This is a genomic window from Serratia sp. NCCP-200, from assembly GCF_059697885.1.
The window spans coordinates 150,424-167,721 of sequence record NZ_BAAKUJ010000001.1 but is presented as its reverse complement, the minus strand read 5'-3'; the positions used below and the strand labels follow the sequence as shown (position 1 = coordinate 167,721).

18 protein-coding genes are annotated in these 17,298 nt (G+C 55.0%); 4 read left to right on the top strand and 14 right to left on the bottom strand.

From position 1 onward, the window contains the following. Positions 1-56 precede the first annotated feature (56 nt). The 10 genes from pepB to trmJ form a co-directional block, all read right to left on the bottom strand. A complete protein-coding gene (pepB, locus tag AC6HVW_RS00805; protein ID WP_021807189.1) occupies positions 57-1,352 on the bottom strand; it encodes an aminopeptidase PepB in 1,296 nt (431 codons plus the stop codon). A gap of 80 nt (positions 1,353-1,432) precedes the next feature. Further along, on the bottom strand, positions 1,433-1,633 hold the full coding sequence (gene iscX, locus AC6HVW_RS00800) for a Fe-S cluster assembly protein IscX (protein ID WP_071683915.1): 201 nt from the start codon (positions 1,631-1,633) through the stop codon (positions 1,433-1,435). Positions 1,634-1,642: 9 nt separating this feature from the next. Beyond that, a complete protein-coding gene (fdx, locus tag AC6HVW_RS00795) occupies positions 1,643-1,978 on the bottom strand; it encodes an ISC system 2Fe-2S type ferredoxin (protein WP_071683916.1) in 336 nt (111 codons plus the stop codon). Positions 1,979-1,980: 2 nt separating this feature from the next. After that, a complete protein-coding gene (gene hscA, locus AC6HVW_RS00790; RefSeq protein ID WP_497569227.1) occupies positions 1,981-3,831 on the bottom strand; it encodes a Fe-S protein assembly chaperone HscA in 1,851 nt (616 codons plus the stop codon). A 34-nt stretch (positions 3,832-3,865) separates the two neighbouring features. Then, positions 3,866-4,387, bottom strand: coding sequence for a co-chaperone HscB (gene hscB / locus AC6HVW_RS00785; RefSeq protein WP_021807191.1), 522 nt, complete (start codon positions 4,385-4,387; stop codon positions 3,866-3,868). Between the two features lie 68 nt (positions 4,388-4,455). Then, positions 4,456-4,779, bottom strand: coding sequence for an iron-sulfur cluster assembly protein IscA (gene iscA, locus AC6HVW_RS00780; RefSeq protein WP_021178859.1), 324 nt, complete (start codon positions 4,777-4,779; stop codon positions 4,456-4,458). Positions 4,780-4,831: 52 nt separating this feature from the next. Beyond that, on the bottom strand, positions 4,832-5,218 hold the full coding sequence (iscU, locus tag AC6HVW_RS00775; RefSeq protein ID WP_004952090.1) for a Fe-S cluster assembly scaffold IscU: 387 nt from the start codon (positions 5,216-5,218) through the stop codon (positions 4,832-4,834). Positions 5,219-5,242: 24 nt separating this feature from the next. Next, positions 5,243-6,457: an IscS subfamily cysteine desulfurase gene (locus tag AC6HVW_RS00770; protein WP_071683918.1), complete on the bottom strand. Its 1,215-nt coding sequence runs from the start codon at positions 6,455-6,457 to the stop codon at positions 5,243-5,245. A 55-nt stretch (positions 6,458-6,512) separates the two neighbouring features. Continuing rightward, positions 6,513-7,007, bottom strand: coding sequence for a Fe-S cluster assembly transcriptional regulator IscR (iscR, locus tag AC6HVW_RS00765; RefSeq protein WP_021178861.1), 495 nt, complete (start codon positions 7,005-7,007; stop codon positions 6,513-6,515). Between the two features lie 194 nt (positions 7,008-7,201). After that, on the bottom strand, positions 7,202-7,936 hold the full coding sequence (gene trmJ / locus AC6HVW_RS00760; protein WP_021178862.1) for a tRNA (cytosine(32)/uridine(32)-2'-O)-methyltransferase TrmJ: 735 nt from the start codon (positions 7,934-7,936) through the stop codon (positions 7,202-7,204). 117 nt (positions 7,937-8,053) lie between these two features. Here trmJ and suhB point away from each other — a divergent pair, with 117 nt between their 5' ends. Next, positions 8,054-8,857, top strand: coding sequence for an inositol-1-monophosphatase (gene suhB, locus AC6HVW_RS00755; RefSeq protein WP_021178863.1), 804 nt, complete (start codon positions 8,054-8,056; stop codon positions 8,855-8,857). A gap of 49 nt (positions 8,858-8,906) precedes the next feature. On the opposite strand, the gene AC6HVW_RS00750 is transcribed toward suhB, so the two are convergent. Further along, positions 8,907-9,929 carry a nickel/cobalt transporter gene (locus tag AC6HVW_RS00750; protein WP_497569226.1) on the bottom strand — a complete coding sequence of 341 codons (1,023 nt, stop codon included), beginning with the start codon at positions 9,927-9,929 and terminating at the stop codon, positions 8,907-8,909. Continuing rightward, positions 9,920-10,588 (bottom strand): DUF1007 family protein, encoded by a 669-nt coding sequence (locus tag AC6HVW_RS00745; protein WP_438272281.1) that lies wholly within the window; start codon positions 10,586-10,588, stop codon positions 9,920-9,922. Before AC6HVW_RS00745 ends, AC6HVW_RS00750 begins: the two co-directional genes overlap by 10 nt. Before the next feature lie 144 nt (positions 10,589-10,732). Here AC6HVW_RS00745 and csiE point away from each other — a divergent pair, with 144 nt between their 5' ends. Continuing rightward, a complete protein-coding gene (gene csiE / locus AC6HVW_RS00740) occupies positions 10,733-11,998 on the top strand; it encodes a stationary phase inducible protein CsiE (protein ID WP_497569225.1) in 1,266 nt (421 codons plus the stop codon). Here csiE and AC6HVW_RS00735 read toward each other — a convergent pair. Both AC6HVW_RS00735 and glyA read right to left on the bottom strand, forming a co-directional pair. Next, entirely contained in the window at positions 11,995-13,146 is a 1,152-nt protein-coding gene (locus tag AC6HVW_RS00735) for a 3-phenylpropionate MFS transporter (protein ID WP_497569224.1), read from the bottom strand. The two genes, csiE and AC6HVW_RS00735, sit on opposite strands and share 4 nt — an antisense overlap. Before the next feature lie 160 nt (positions 13,147-13,306). Further along, on the bottom strand, positions 13,307-14,560 hold the full coding sequence (glyA, locus tag AC6HVW_RS00730) for a serine hydroxymethyltransferase (protein ID WP_024529358.1): 1,254 nt from the start codon (positions 14,558-14,560) through the stop codon (positions 13,307-13,309). 341 nt (positions 14,561-14,901) lie between these two features. Here glyA and hmpA point away from each other — a divergent pair, with 341 nt between their 5' ends. Together hmpA and AC6HVW_RS00720 are read left to right on the top strand one after the other, a co-directional pair. Next, positions 14,902-16,092 carry an NO-inducible flavohemoprotein gene (gene hmpA, locus AC6HVW_RS00725; RefSeq protein WP_497569223.1) on the top strand — a complete coding sequence of 397 codons (1,191 nt, stop codon included), beginning with the start codon at positions 14,902-14,904 and terminating at the stop codon, positions 16,090-16,092. Between the two features lie 413 nt (positions 16,093-16,505). Then, positions 16,506-17,291, top strand: coding sequence for a DUF4123 domain-containing protein (locus AC6HVW_RS00720; protein ID WP_071683923.1), 786 nt, complete (start codon positions 16,506-16,508; stop codon positions 17,289-17,291). Positions 17,292-17,298 lie beyond the last annotated feature (7 nt).

Genomic DNA, 17,298 nt, shown 5'->3' with positions numbered 1-17,298 from the left:
CCAATGTATTAAGGGCCCAGCATGCTGAGCCCCTACGGAAAAACGTAATGTTAAACTTACTTCGCTTTGCTCAGCAACAGGTTGGCCAGCGTACGTACGCCTAGACCGGTTGCGCCTGCTGACCACTGCTCCACGGCACCTTTGCGATAGGTGGCAGAACAGTCGATATGCAGCCAACCCTTTTGATAATTCTGCACAAAGTGCGACAGGAAGGCCGCGGCGGTGCTGGCGCCAGCGGTGTAAGCCGGGCCCGCAACGTTGTTCAGTTCAGCAAAGTTTGACGGCAACTGGCTGCGGTGGAATTCCGCCAGCGGCAGGCGCCAGAACGGCTCGTGCTCTTCATCCGCACTGGCCAACAGCTCTTGCGCCAGCGCATCGTCAAAGCTGAACAGCGCGTGGTAATCATTACCTACCGCCGTTTTCGCGGCGCCGGTCAAGGTCGCACAGTCGATGATCAACTGCGGGTTTTGCGCGCTGGCATCGATCAGGCCATCGGCCAGTACCAGACGCCCTTCCGCATCGGTGTTCATCACTTCAACCGTTTTGCCATTGCGATAGCGGATAATGTCGCCCAGTTTAAAGGCGTTACCGCTGACCATATTGTCCGCACAGCACAGGTATAGTTTGACGCGCTGCTGCAAGCCGCGAGCCACCGCCAATGCCAATGCGCCAGTGATGGTGGCCGCGCCGCCCATGTCGGACTTCATCGAGTCCATAAACGCGCTTTGCTTGAGGCTGTAGCCGCCGCTGTCGAAGGTGATCCCTTTACCTACCAGGCAGGCGAATACCGGTGCATCCGGGTTGCCCGTCGGGTTAAAGTCCAGCGCCAACAGCACCGGAGAACGATCGGAACCCCGGCCAACCGTATGAATACCGGCGTAGTTCTGCTCACGCAGGTCTTCACCTTTGGTGATACGGTAACTGACGGCATCGCAACCAACAGCACACATCAGATCAACCGCGCGGGTTGCCAGTTGCTCTGGCCCCAGCTCTTCCGCTGGCATATTGATGGTGTCACGCACCCAATCGACAATCTTCAGGCGCTGTTGCAGCTCTTGGCTTTCCGCTTCCGGCAGCTCAGCCCACTCGACGCTACGCTGCCCTTTTGGCCCGCGATAGCCCTGCCAAAACGCCCAGCTGTTTTCCAGGTCCCAGCCTTCCCCGGCCAGTTTCACTTTCTTGATGCCCTGGCCATCGATCCTGCGTGCCGCGCGCTGGATCAGGCCCAGTTTGCCGGAATTGCTCAGATGGATGGTGATGCCTTGGTCATTGGTGCTCAGCAGCGCCTTTTCACCCCAGCGCGCATCAGCGGGTTGCTGGGATAGCGTGATCTGCATGATTTCGGTTGTCATAGCCTTACTCCGGATTATTCTTGTACTAATCTTGTCGGATACAAAATAAACGGGCTGCCTTTGGCAGCCCATTTCGCTATTTACTCTGCTTCATCTAACCAGACCAGCAGGATCGCTTCCAGTATTTTTTCATTGGAAGCCTGCGGTTCATCGTCAAATTCTTCCAGATCGCAAATCCACTGGTGCATATCGGTGAAACGCACGGTTTTCGGATCGGTATCTGGATAGGCGTCGTACAGGGCTTCGCCGATTTCGCGGCTGTGTGTCCACTTCAGTCCCATTAGTAGCTCCTAGTGCTCACGAGCATGGTTGACGGTGTAGCGTGGCATTTCGACTACCAGATCGTCTTCGGTGACCCGGGCCTGGCAGCTCAAGCGGCTTTCCGGCTCCAGCCCCCAGGCTTTGTCCAGCATGTCATCTTCCAGCTCGCTGCTTTCGGCCAGGGCATCAAACCCTTCACGCACGATGCAGTGGCAGGTGGTACAGGCGCAGGATTTCTCACAGGCATGTTCAATTTCAATACCGTTACGCAGTGCGACATCGAGGATAGTTTCCCCAACTTCCGCTTCCAGTACTGCCCCCTCCGGGCAGAGATCTTGATGGGGCAGGAAAACAATTTTCGGCATGGTTAAACCTCATCCACAGAATGGCCAGCCAGCGCACGGCGAATGGAGGCATCCATGCGGCGCGCGGCAAAATCTTGGGTTGTTGCATCGACTATTTTTATTGCGGCCTCGATCACAGCAGGATCGGAGCCTTGCATCACTTGCTGGAGCTCAGCTACCGCGTTGTTGATAGCCAGGCTTTCTTCGTCACTCAGCAGAGCGGCATCGCTTGCCAGTGCACCTTGCAGGCTTTCCAGCACACGGGAAGCTTCTACCCGTTGCTCCGCCAGCTTGCGAGCACCAACATCGCTTTGCGCATTGGCCATCGAGTCCTTCAACATGCCGGCAATTTCGGCATCGGACAGGCCATACGAAGGCTTGACCTGAATGGAGGCTTCGACGCCGGTGGATTTCTCCATCGCCGTCACGCTCAGCAGGCCGTCGGCATCCACCTGGAAGGTCACACGAATATGTGCCCCACCGGCAGGTAGCGGCGGTAAGCCTCGCAGCGTAAAGCGCGCCAACGAACGGCAATCTTGCACCAGTTCACGCTCGCCTTGCAGCACGTGGATCATCATCGCGCTCTGGCCGTCTTTAAAGGTGGTGAACTCCTGCGCACGCGCCACCGGAATGGTGGTGTTACGCGGGATCACCTTCTCAACCAGGCCACCCATGGTTTCCAGGCCAAGCGACAGCGGGATCACGTCCAGCAGCAGCATTTCGCTATCCGGTTTGTTACCCACCAGGATATCCGCCTGAATAGCAGCACCGATCGCCACCACCTTGTCTGGATCGATCGACGTCAGCGGCGTGCGGCCAAAGAACTCGCCCACCTGTCCGCGTACCAACGGCACACGGGTTGAACCGCCCACCATCACCACTTCCAGCACCTCTTCGGCACTGACGGCGGCATCTTTCAGCGCGCGGCGGCAAGCCATCAGGGTACGTTTCACCAGCGAGGCAATCAGCGTTTCGAACTGTTCGCGGGTCACTTCACCCTGCCAACCAGCGATATCTACCGTGGTGCTCTGCGCATCGCTCAGGGCGATTTTGACCGCAATCGCGGCATCCAGCAATTGGCGTTGCACACCATGATCGCTACGATCGCTAATACCTGCCTGTTCACGCAACCAGTCCGCCAGCAGATGATCGAAGTCATCGCCACCCAATGCGGAATCACCGCCGGTAGCCAGCACTTCGAACACGCCACGGCTGAGGCGCAAAATGGAAATATCAAAGGTGCCGCCGCCCAGATCGTAAACGGCGATGACCCCTTCCTGACCCGAATCCAACCCGTAAGCGATAGCCGCAGCGGTCGGTTCGTTCAACAGGCGCAGCACGTGCAGGCCAGCCAGACGCGCAGCGTCTTTGGTACCTTGGCGTTGAGCATCGTCGAAGTAGGCAGGAACGGTGATCACCACACCATCAAGCTCACCTTCCAACGCTGCTTTAGCGCGGGTAGCCAGTGCCTTGAGGATATCGGCGGAAACACCAACTGGGTTAACCAGGCCTGCGGCGGTCACGATCATTGGCAAGCCGTTATCGCTGGCCTGGAACTGATACGGCAGGTTTGGATAGCGTTGTTGCACGTCAGCCAAAGAACGGCCCATCATGCGCTTGACAGAGCTGACCGTATTGACCGGATCTTGTGCCGCCTGTGCACGAGCACTCCAGCCAACCTGATGTTCGGTGGCCTGATAATGCACCACGGAAGGCAGCAGATAGCGCCCTTCAATGTCGGCCAGCGTCTCGGCTTGGCCGCTACGCACCGTAGCCACCAGCGAGTTGGTGGTCCCCAGATCAATACCGGCAGCCAGGCGGCGCTGATGCGGCGCAGCCGTGAGGCCAGGCTCACTAATTTGTAATAAGGCCATTTACAGAGCTTCCAAAATCGAGATCAAGAATCTATTACTCAAAACCCAGCAGTTTTTCTTCGAGTTGTTCAATCTGTTGCTGGAGTTTGTCCAAAAAGCGTAGCTTGCGCACGGTATCGGCAGCCTGTGACCACTGCTGCTCATCCAACTCCTGCACCATCTGCGCGCTACGCTGTTTGAAGGTCTTGTTCAAGCGCGTGGCGAAGGCAGCCAGTGCGTTTTGCGCATCCGGCGAGCGTTCAATGGCATCAAGCTCTTCACGCAGCTCCAACTGCTCCATCAGAAACGCGGTATCGCGCAGGGTATGCTGCTCGTTGCCCAAATCAAAGCCGTGCAAAGATAACATATACTCGGCACGTTTTAACGGGTGCTTCAGCGACTGATAGGCTTCGTTGATGGTCGCCGCCTGCTGTAACGCCATCAGGCGTTCACGCTCCGGTTGGAGGGCATGACGATCGGGGTGGAATTGGCGCTGCAAATCTTGATAGCGTGAGGTAAGCAAGCTGCCGTCTACGCTATAGCGGACCGGCAACCCGAATAAAGTAAAGTAATCCATAGCGTGCTCGGGGCGTTATCGTGATGATTGAGGTTCCCCCGTGGGTCACGGGGGAGCACGATGGACTGTCAGACGTTAAAGCTCTCGCCGCAGCCGCACTCGCTTGAGACGTTCGGGTTGTTGAACTTGAAGCCTTCGTTCAGACCTTCCTTGACGAAATCAAGCTCGGTACCGTCCAGATAGACCAGGCTCTTGCCGTCAATGATCACCTTGACGCCTTTGTCTTCAAAAACGATATCATCGTCGTTCGTTTCATCAACAAATTCGAGCACATACGCCATTCCGGAACAGCCGGAAGTTCGCACGCCCAGACGCAGGCCGAGACCTTTGCCACGGTGGTCCAAAAATGCCTGAACCCGCTGCGCGGCGCTGTCGCTCATGGTAATCGACATAACAACCTCTTCAATCTTAGCCCGCAAGGCGGGCTAACTGACTCAATAATAACTACTTGGCGCTGTGCTTGCTCTTGTAGTCGGCGATCGCTGCTTTAATGGCGTCTTCGGCCAGAATTGAGCAGTGAATTTTAACCGGAGGTAACTCCAGCTCTTCGGCGATCTGGGTATTTTTGATCGCTTCGGCCTGATCAAGAGACTTGCCTTTCATCCATTCGGTGACCAGCGAACTGGAAGCGATGGCGGAACCGCAGCCGTAGGTTTTGAAACGGGCATCTTCAATAATGCCTTCGTTGTTGACCTTGATCTGCAGCTTCATCACGTCGCCGCAGGCCGGTGCCCCTACCATACCGCTACCGACGGTAGGATCTTCGTTATCAAACGACCCTACGTTACGCGGGTTTTCATAATGATCGATTACTTTTTCGCTATAAGCCATGACGTTGCTCCTGGATCCTGAGAATTAATGATGTGCCCATTCGATGCTGTTGATATCCACGCCCTGCTTGAACATGTCCCACAGAGGGGAGAGATCGCGCAGACGGCCAATGGATTTACGCACCAACGAAATGGTGTAATCGATCTCTTCTTCCGTGGTGAAACGCCCCAGGGAGAAACGGATCGAGCTGTGCGCTAACTCATCACTCATACCCAGTGCACGCAGCACATAGGAAGGTTCAAGGCTGGCAGAAGTACAGGCTGAGCCTGAAGAAACCGCCAAGTCTTTCAACGCCATGATCAGCGACTCACCTTCAACATAGTTGAAGCTGACGTTGAGAATGTTCGGTGCACCGTGTTGCAGATCGCCGTTCAGATACACTTCTTCCATATCTTTCACGCCGTTCCACAGACGATCGCGCAGGATGCGCAGGCGTGCCATTTCGCTGGCCATTTCTTCTTTGGCGATACGATAGGCTTCACCCATGGCAACGATCTGATGCACTGCCAGGGTACCAGAACGCATACCGCGCTCATGGCCACCGCCGTGGATCTGGGCTTCGATGCGGATGCGCGGCTTACGCTGCACATACAGGGCACCAATGCCTTTCGGGCCATAAATCTTGTGACCGGAGAAGGACATCAGATCCACTTTCAGCTTGCTCAGGTCGATAGGCAGTTTGCCTACGCTCTGGGTTGCATCGACGTGATAGATGATGCCACGCGCCCGGCACATTTCGCCGATGGCGGCGATATCCTGCACCACGCCAATTTCGTTATTCACGTGCATGATGGAAACCAGGATGGTGTCTTCACGCATCGCGGCTTCGAGAACCTGGAGATCGATGATCCCATTGCTCTGCGGTGCCAGGTAGGTGACTTCAAAACCTTCGCGCTCAAGTTGGCGGCAGGTATCCAGCACGGCTTTATGTTCGGTTTTACAGGTGATGATGTGCTTGCCTTTCTTCTGATAGAAGTTGGCAGCGCCTTTGATCGCCAGGTTATCGGATTCGGTCGCCCCTGAGGTGAACACGATCTCACGCGGGTCCGCACCAACCAGTCCAGCGATCTGGTTACGGGCGATATCAACCGCCTCTTCCGCCTGCCAGCCGAAACGGTGGGAACGGGAGGCCGGGTTACCGAAAGTGCCGTCCAGGGTCAAAAACTGCATCATCTTCTCGGCAACACGCGGGTCGACCGGAGTCGTGGCCGAGTAGTCCAGATAAATCGGTAATTTCATTGCTCTTGTACTCCGTACATCACTTCCAAAAACCAATAAATTAGTCGTCAGCTGCTTATGCGCGCAGATTAACGTTGATCGTTTCTTGCAGACGACCGTTGGCCGTGCGGCGCGTATCGCTATTTTGACGGTCTGCCACGTCCAGCACTTCCTGGTTGTTCACCAGTTCGGCCAGCGTAATATTGTTCAGGAACCCGCTGATGCGCTCGCTCAGATCGCGCCACAGGGTATGGGTCAGGCAACGATCGCCCCCCTGGCAGCCTTCTTTACCCTGGCAACGGGTTGCGTCTACCGATTCGTCGACGGCGGAAATCACCGCGCCTACGGCGATAGCGTCCGCGTCTTTGCCCAGCAGGTAACCACCGCCTGGCCCACGCACGCTGGCCACCAGGCCATTCTTACGCAGACGGGAAAACAGTTGTTCCAGATAAGAGAGCGAGATACCTTGGCGTTCGGAAATATCCGCCAGTGGTACCGGCCCTTCCTGGGAGTGTAATGCCACGTCGAGCATGGCAGTTACTGCATAACGGCCTTTGGATGTCAGTCTCATAGCTAATTGGTTACCTGTTGGTCAAACATGGGCCAAATTCTGACATTCCCGAGTAAATCAGTCAACTATTTAACCTACTAATTCACTCAAGTATTCGTGCTTTTTGTGCGCTTTGCTATCCAATGCATATAAAATACACCTTATAACCCGCAGATAAGCAATAGTATCTTGCCTAACTGCGAGTGACAGCAAAATTAATTACCTTGCTGTTTATCCTGTTTCTCGATCGAGGTCAGCATACCACGCAAGATATTCAGCTCCTGCGCTTCCGGGCGTGCCCGGGCAAACAGGCGGCGTAAACGGTTCATCACCTGCCCTGGATGGGCGGCGCGGATAAAGCCGGTGCGCACCAAAGTCTGCTCCAGATGCTGATAGAAGCGTTCAATATCATCCACCAGAGGATACGGCGATTCTTCCACCGGTGCGGCATCAGCCTGCTGGCGATCGAGGAAGGCAACGCGAACCTCATACGCCAGGATTTGCACCGCCATGGCCAGATTCAGCGAGCTGTAATCCGGGTTGGCAGGAATGGCGACATGATAATGGCATTTCTGTAATTCGTCATTGGTTAGCCCAACGCGTTCACGGCCAAAGACCAACGCAACCGGCCCCTGCTCGCCTTCCTGTACCGCGCGCACGCCGCATTCGCGGGGTTCCAGCATCGGCCATGGGAGAGTGCGCGAGCGAGCGCTGGTGCCCACTACCAAGCGGCAACCCGCAATGGCTTCATCAAAGGTATCGACAATCGTGGCGTTGCCAATCACATCGCTGGCGCCTGCGGCCAGGGCGATCGCCTGGGAATCGGGTTTCACCAGTGGATTGACCAGATAAAGGTTGGTTAACCCCATGGTTTTCATGGCACGGGCAGTAGAGCCCATGTTGCCGGTATGAGAGGTTTCAACCAGAACAATGCGGATATTGTGCAGCATACAAACTCTGAGCGTTGCGGAAAATCGTAGCATCCTAACACAGTCGTAGGTATTTTGCCGAACACCTGCTATACTTCGCGCCGTTTCCTGTTCTTTAACATCCTGTGGAAGATACCCATGCATCCGATGCTGACTATCGCCGTGCGCGCTGCGCGCAAGGCTGGCAACCTGATTGCCAAAAATTACGAGACTCCAGACGCTGTAGAAGCGACACAAAAAGGTTCTAACGACTTTGTCACTAACGTCGATCGCGAGGCTGAGCGTCTGATCATCGAAATCATCCGTAAATCTTACCCGAAACACACCGTTATTGGTGAAGAGTGCGGTGAGTTAACCGGTGAAGATCAGGATGTACAATGGGTGATTGATCCACTGGATGGCACCGCCAACTTCATCAAACGTCTGCCACACTTCTCCGTTTCCATCGCCGTACGCATTAAAGGCCGTACCGAAGTGGCCGTGGTTTACGATCCAATGCGCAACGAACTGTTCACTGCCACCCGTGGCCAGGGCGCACAGCTCAACGGTTACCGTCTGCGCGGTACTAATGCCAAAGATCTGGATGGCACCATCCTGGCGACCGGCTTCCCGTTCAAAGTCAAACAGCACGCACCGGCTTACATCAACGTGCTGGGCAAACTGTTCACCCAATGTGCCGACTTCCGCCGTACCGGTTCAGCCGCGCTGGATCTGGCCTACGTTGCCGCTGGCCGCGTTGATGGTTTCTTTGAGATTGGCCTGAAGCCTTGGGACTTTGCTGCTGGCGAACTGCTGGTACGTGAGTCTGGCGGCCTGGTCACCGACTTCGTTGGCGGCCATAACCACTTCAGCTCTGGCAACGTGGTTGCCGGTAACCCACGTGTGGTGAAAGCATTGCTTTCCAATATGCGTGAAGAACTGAGTGAAGCGCTGAAGCGTTAATAACTCAGCTGAAAATCAAGGCGCTGCATTTGCAGCGCTTTTTTTTTCCTCAGCGGGCAAAAGGCCGTATCCCGCCGCCAAATTCCGGCTGAGCGCTGACGTACAGTAGCACACCGGCAAACAGCAGAATTAAACCTCCGGCTAACGCCAACGAGCCCCAAGCAACCGCACTCCAGGCCGCCGGTGCGCACTGGCGGCTGATGCGTATCGCCAGCTTACGGCTGTAATGCACCAACAGCGCCAATCCGGAAATCGTGATCGAGGTACCTAGTGCCATGGACAGTGCCGACAACACACCCCAGGTAAAAACACCGATCACCTTGGAAAACAGCAAGACCAGGATCGCCCCGGAGCAAGGCCGCAGCCCCATTGCCAGCACAATCGCCGTTTTGGTGCGCCAATCATTGCCGGCTTGCAGTTCCTCATCGCTCGGCAAATGCCGGTGGCCACAACCACAATTCGCGCTATGGACATGATCGGCAGTCAGAGGCTGCAAGCTGTTGATGCGCAGCGCAGGCCGAGGCCGCATGGCTTTCACCGCCATAAACAAGCGCTTTAACGCCCGCCAACTGAGCAAGACACCGAGCAGGATCACCAGAATAAAACTGCCCTTCTCCAGCCAGAAACTACTTTGATGCAACTGCCGGGAAGAAAGTTGCAGCACCACCAGCACTAGCGTGACCAGGGCAATCGCGACCAATCCCTGCACCACAGAGGCGGCAAACGTCAGCTTCAGGCTGCTTTTCAACCGTGCCGGGTGGGTAGCCAGATAGGTGGCGATCACCACTTTACCGTGGCCCGGCCCCAGGGCATGCAATACGCCATAGCCTAGACTGAACAGCATCAGCGCCACTCCCGCTTGCTGGGGAGCCGCCTTGACCTGTTGCAGCAAGGCCGCCATTTCCTGATGTAACCCTTTCTGCCACACCACGCTTTGCATCAACAGCTGCGGCCAGTAATGCCAAACCCACTGGGCCACCGCCGCCAGCAGAATGAAGAACAGCAACAGCGGCCACAGGCTGAAGGCCCAATGGCGCTGAGGTTTGCTGGTCTGGCTGAGGTTTATTGACATGTTAACGTCACCCGCTGGGCAAACTGTTGCCCTAATGCCATATCTTCACCGGGCGAGTCGTTCTTATCGAGAGACAATGCATAAGCTTGTAATGACGAATCGGGCTTTGGCGTCACCAGGCTGAATTTGCACTGCTTTGCCATCTCTGGCGGCAAGTGCAGCGCCTTTTGATCCTGATAGGTCATGTCCACAAAATAGGTGGGATCGTAGGTGGCAATCTCAAAGGGTTCTCCCACCAGCGGCTGTGGCTCCGCCAGCGGCAGCACAAATTCCAGCACGGCTTTATGGCCCTGCCGGGATAGATGGTATTCGGTTGGCAGATTGAGGTATTTCACCGGTTTGCCTGCGCGGTAAATATCGGTGAAATAGTGCTGCCCGAGGACGTTAGCCATTACTTCCGCCGCCAGTTTTTTCCAGACTTCTGAATCGCTGTTGGCATTTTCTGCGTCATACAGCAGATCCGCCGAGGTGATCTCATCCATTACCCAAACCATTTTTAAACCGGTCAGCTTCTGATCCTTAGCCACAAAGGTGGTGTTCATATCGATAAAACTGTGTGGGTGGGCGAGTGCGCCCATGCAGGTCATCATTAGCAAGCAGGCCACCAGGCCACGGAGTTTCATCATCCAAGCATACTTTCTATTGTTATAATATAACATCAATCAAACCTCAACCGGCGTTAACAAGCCGAATAACTGTGACGAAAGTAGTAAGCCGAAGTAAAAGCAGGGGCAACTGCCACGCCCCGCAGAGCCTTTTGCTATGCTTAAACATAATTTAAACACGACCTGCCAGAAGGTGATATGAGCCTGGAGACTTCTTCTGCGCCTGAGTTTTCAGGTCAACAACGGCGCTGTCATTTACTGCTGATGCTGTATGCGCCAGTACCCTCGGTACAACTAGACACAATTGGCCAAATCAACGGCGTAGACCTGCTCATTACCCGGCAAGATATAGCCGAGGTTGCCAGCGAGATCCAGCATTTCCATCATCTGGAAATCAGCGGCGATCCCGACGAAGGCTACCAGATCCAGGGCAGCGCGCTGGATCTTCGCTTGTGTCTGCTCCAATGGCTACGGCGAGCCTTGCGTTGCAGCCCTGAGTTTGTCGAGCAACACTTTGGCCCTCAGTTTCAGCGGGCGATGCAACTTCAGCACCCACAGCTTCCGGCTCTGGCATTGTGCATCAACCAATGTGAACAGCGCCTTAACCGCCGCTTTGAGCAGCGTGACCGACTGTTTTTGCAACACTATCTTTGTTATTGCGTCTGGGCTAGCCAGCATCAGCGCCATCCTCAATTTGATCGCCGCCAGCATGAGTGGCTGCAAACCAAACCAGAGCACCTGGCGGCAGCGGAACTGCATCAAGCGCTGAACCAGCTATTTGACCAGCCCGATGACAATAGGGAATGTGATTTCCTTACGTTGATGTTTACCCTGCTGAAAAGTCACAGCTACCAGAGCAGCGATTCGCCAGAGGACCAACGCCTGATGGCGGCGATTGGGCAGGTGGTGGAACGCTTCCAGCAGATCTCCGGCATGCATTTCAGCAGCCAGGAGGGGTTAATCAGCCAGCTGTTTGCCCATTTAGCCCCTGCAGTAGAACGCTGCCGGTTTGCTATCGGCATCGACAATACGCTACTAGAAGAGGTGGTCCGTAAATATCCCCGTCTGATGCGCACTACGCAGGAGGCGTTAGCGCCGTTTGAACAGGAATATGAGATTCAATTTTCGCGGGAAGAAGCAGGGCTAGTGGCAATCAGCTTTGGTGCCTGGTTGATGCAGGGTAACGCGCTGCATGAAAAGCAGATACTGTTGCTGACGCTGGATAACCCGCAGTTGGAAGAAGAAGTGGAATATCAGATCCGCGAACTGACGCTATTGCCATTGAATATCAAATATCAGCCCTTACACGACTACCTGCTTGCTGGTGCACCGCAAGGGATTACGCTGGTGATTAGCCCCTACGCCACACCAAGCCAGGAGCATCCCCCCACGCTGATTATTACCGAACTGCCGCTGGAACGTCAGCAGCGCAAGGCGATCCGTGCGCTGCTGGAAAGCCATTAACGGCTATAGCTAACCGCCACCGCCGGTGGGCGAATAAACAACGCTGGCACCACCACCGCGACCATCACCCAGAACACTCCGCCCTGATAGTGCTCAAACAGGAAACCCGCCACTACGGTCATCACTGCAATGCCGCCGCCCATCGCCAGCGCCGAATAAACCGCTTGCAGGCGAATCACTTCCGCTCCCTGACGCGCCGCAATAAAGCGCATTGCCGCCAGATGGCAGACCGTGAAGGTACCACAGTGCAGCACCTGTACCAGCAGCAGCCAGCCGATTTCCGTCGTGGTTGCCATCAGGCCCCAACGCAGCAGACCACACACGGCGGAAAGTAACAGCAGATTACGCGCATTCCAACGGCGGAACAGGAAATTGCTGCTGGCAAAGATAACCACTTCAGCGACCACGCCCAAAGACCACAGGTAGCCGATAGTTGCCGCAGAGTAACCCGCCTCTTCCCAATAGATGGAGGCAAAGCTGTAATAACCGGCATGTGCCCCTTGCAACAGCGTCACACACAGCAGAAAACGCCAGACAGGCCCTTCGCTGAGCAGTTCTCGCCAGGAGCGGCCAGGTTCGTTCTGCGCCCGAGATTCACCTTGTGGCAGCACGCTCGGTTTCAGCAACATGCCCACCAGCATCGCCAGGATGCTGACCAACAGGCTGATCAAAATCGCATTATGCCCCCAAACAGACACCAGCTTGCCGGTTAGCGCCGAGCCGATCACAAAGGCCAGCGATCCCCATAACCGCACCCGGCCATAGTCCAGAGTGATCTGCCGTTGCCAGGTGGCAGCCAACGCATCGGTCAGCGGCACCAGCGGGGAGAAGAACAGGTTAAAACCGGCGATCACCAGCATCAGCCAGGCCCAGCCATTACCGAAACAGAAGCCGACGGCAAACGCCAGGGAGAGCAATGCCAACAAACGCAACGCGGTGATTAAATAGGAGGGATCTTTAACGCGTGGAGCAATCAGCAGGCTACCAAGGAAGCGCGCCACCAGGCCAGCGCCGAGCAAGATACCAATGGTTTCAGGCGGTATACCCTCACCTTTTAACCAAACGCTCCAAAACGGGAGATAGATGCCATAGGAAAAGAAGTACGTGAAATAACTGAGAGCGAGCCAACGCGTTGATTGCAGAACCATGTTCCCTCCAGGATGAGGGCAATACTTTGACAGAGCTCACACCTTGCAGCAATCTTCATTCATGTTCAAAGGGCTAGAGTGCAAAGCAGTTCACAGTTTAACTGCAACAATGCTAAAAAAACCCGCCGAGGCGGGTTTATCTGCAAAGCAATCGAAGTACTTAGGCGTAAACCGGGAAGCGAGCGCAGATATCCAGCACTTTCTTCTTGGTACGTTCGATGGTGGCTTCGTCGTTCAGGTTGTCCAGCACGTCACAGATCCAGCCAGCCAGTTCACGCACTTCGGCTTCTTTAAAGCCACGGCGAGTCACCGCTGGAGTACCCAGACGGATGCCAGAAGTCACAAACGGGCTCTTCGGATCGTTTGGCACGCTGTTTTTGTTAACCGTGATGTTAGCACGGCCCAACGCGGCATCGGCTTCTTTACCGGTCAGGTTCTTATCTACTAGATCCAGCAGGAACAGGTGGTTATAGGTGCCGCCGGAAACCACTTTGTAACCGCGCTCCAGGAACACTTTCACCATCGCTTTGGCGTTATCGGCCACTTGCTGCTGGTACACCTTGAACTCAGGCTCCATCGCTTCTTTCAACGCTACCGCTTTACCGGCGATCACGTGCATCAGCGGGCCCCCCTGGCCGCCAGGGAAGACGGCAGAGTTCAGCTTCTTATACAGCTCTTCATCACCACCTTTGGCCAGGATCAGGCCACCGCGCGGACCCGCCAGCGTTTTATGGGTGGTGGTGGTCACAACGTGGGCATGAGGAACCGGGTTCGGGTAAACGCCAGCGGCAATCAGGCCCGCCACGTGTGCCATATCCACGAACAGATAAGCGCCGATGCTGTCAGCGATTTCACGCATTTTTGCCCAATCAACCACACCGGAGAAGGCAGAGAAACCGCCGATGATCATTTTTGGTTTGTGGGTCTGCGCCTGTTTGGCCAGATCGTTATAGTCAATCTGCCCAGTTTCGTCGATGCCGTAAGGCACCACGTTATACAGCTTACCGGACAGGTTCACCGGTGAACCGTGCGTCAGGTGGCCGCCGTGTGCCAGGTTCATCCCCAGGATGGTGTCGCCCGGCTGCAGCAGCGCGGTATAAACGGCAAAGTTAGCCTGGGAACCTGAGTGTGGCTGCACGTTGGCATAGTCGGCACCGAACAGCTCTTTGGCGCGATCGATCGCCAGTTGTTCAACGATATCAACGTATTCGCAACCGCCGTAGTAACGCTTGCCCGGATAGCCTTCTGCGTATTTGTTGGTCAGTTGGGAACCCTGGGCCTGCATCACGCGCGGGCTGGTGTAGTTCTCAGACGCAATCAGCTCAATGTGCTCTTCCTGACGCACGACTTCCTGCTCCATTGCATGCCACAGTTCGGCATCATAATCAGCAATGTTCATTTCACGCTTTAACATCCGGCATCTCCTGACTGAAATCAGCTAACTTAATTTACCCCTACGGGTGCTGGGCAACAGTGTAAACCGTTTCGGCCTATCGAAGATAGGTCTTGACAGAGGTTTTTACGCAAACGATTGGCATCACGTGGCGTAAGGCTTTGAACCCTTAAAGGCCACATTTTGGCAACGGAGTTTTACTCATCAACAAAATGCGCTTTTTTCATGTTCTGTGAAGGCGATCGACGGTTAACAACCCCATAACAATAACAGGGATATTTACAAGCACGGGGTAATTTTATAAGATGCATTTAAAATACACCTATTAGACAAACATAAAACGCCCGCCAAGGAGTATCACCATGCTGGATAGTCAAACCATCGCCACCGTTAAATCAACCATTCCCCTGTTAGCCGAAACCGGCCCCAAACTGACCGCCCACTTCTACGATCGCATGTTTGCCCATAACCCTGAATTGAAGGATATTTTCAATATGAGCAACCAGCGTAACGGCGATCAGCGCCAGGCGTTGTTCGATGCCATCTGCGCTTACGCCAGCAATCTGGAAAACCTGGCCGCCCTGCTGCCTGCGGTAGAACGCATTGCCCAGAAGCACGCCAGCTTCAATATCCAGCCCGATCAGTATCAGATTGTCGGCCACCACCTGTTAGCCACGTTGGACGAAATGCTCAGCCCTGGCCAGGAAGTGCTTGATGCCTGGGGAAAAGCCTACGGGGTGCTGGCCAACGTGTTTATTCAACGTGAAGGCCAGATCTACCAGGAAACGGAAAAGAGTGACGGTGGCTGGCGTGATTTGCGTGCCTTCCGCATCGTGAAAAAACAGCCTCAGAGCGAGGTCATATCCAGCTTTGTACTGGCTCCAGTAGACGGTGGTCGCGTGGCCGATTATCAGCCAGGCCAGTATCTGGCGGTTTATATTAACGATGACAGCCTGCAACATCAGGAGATCCGCCAATATTCACTCACCACCGCACCGAACGGGGAATATTACCGTATCGCGGTCAAACGTGAGGAACAGGGCGCCGTTTCCAACTTCCTGCATCAGCAGGCCAAAGAAGGCGATATCATTCATCTCGCGGCACCACACGGCGATTTCTTCCTGCAGGTAGAACCGACTACGCCAGTGGCATTAATCTCGGCAGGCGTTGGCCAAACGCCAATGCTGGGGATGCTTAACGCCCTGCACGACAATCAGCATCCGGCCAACATCCACTGGTTACATGCCGCAGAAAACGGTGCGGTGCATGCTTTTGCCGACGAAGTGGCGGATATCGCCGGGCGTATGCCTAATCTGAGCCGTCATGTCTGGTACCGTGAACCCAATGCCGATGATGTGCAGGGCCGCGATTATCACAGCCAGGGCCTGATGGATCTGAGCGCATTGCGTAGCGAGTTAAGCGATCCACAGATGCATTACTACTTCTGTGGCCCGGTGCCGTTTATGCAGCACGTGGGTAAGCAGTTGCTTGAGATGGGCGTGGAGGCCGAACGTATCCACTACGAATGCTTCGGCCCGCATAAGGTGCTGTAACATCCTAGTGTCTTGATAACATTATCAGGTACGAATGTTATTGATTACTTTGCGCGATAAGTGCGGGTGCCTAAGAAACGGTACCCGCGAAAATCCTCAACGGATTTGACCTCAATCTAAAACCTACAATTTCCTTAATGTTATTCCCCTTTCCACTATCGTTTTTAAACCGACATTGTGGTAAATCTACGCCCCATTGATAAGGACTTTGCATGGAGCGCAAGGATGATCCAGCTTTCAGCATCCCGCTGTATTTTCGCCAGTAATCTGACCCGCCACTCTCGCCATACTCCCGTCAGGCTAATACCTTTTTTGGCAGCCATAGCTGTTCATTCACGTTGTTAATTATGGAAAGTGTACGTTGATCGCATCAGTGGACTCACTATTTGCGTCATCTTCAAGGAGGTACAGAGATGCAACAGACCGTACAGGACTGGGTAAGAAACACGGCGGGTACACCGTTGTATGCCATCCTGGCCAATACCCATGGTGCGCAAGGCATCAAGGCCTATTACCGTGAGGACGGCAGCCGCACGCCGCACGGGCTTTACGCCAATACGCCCTATGCCAACTGGTTTGAAGTGATGCCGGTACTGGTGCAGCTAAACGAAGGCAGCCCATTCTTACGCTGGGTGGCAGAAACCCCTTTACGCAACTGGGGCTGGCTGGCACGTTCGCCGTTGCCGCAGGCTGCCCTGGCGGTCCACCTTGCCGGTTTGACACAGGTGATCATGCCCAGCGGCAAAGCGGTGTTTTTCCGCTATTGGGATGGGCGCTATCTGCCAGCTTACCTGCGCTACTTTGGCAATGAGTGGCGCTCTATCCTGCCGGTATTCTCCGATTACTGGGTAAACGGCGAGGGTTTTACCTGCCCGGTGGATCCTTCTGCGCAGGCCCAGATCAGCCCCTGGTGGCAGGTGCCCCAAGGGATGGTGGATGCTCTGCTGGATGAAGATCCGGAGCCGCTGATCGCCAACCAGCTGACCTGGCTGCGCGAGAATGAGTTTGAACTCTATCAAGCCGTGCCAGAACCGGTTCTGCGCCAGATAGCGCTGCGGCTTTACCCACAGGTCTGGCAACAGACGCCAGATCCGAAGAAGCGAACCGCCCGGTTGTCCCAGGCCCTGGTAGATGCGCTAAGCCGCCGTACCAATCCGTTCGAGGTGATCACCTTCAACGTTTCCTCTTTTCGACCGTGAGTAATGG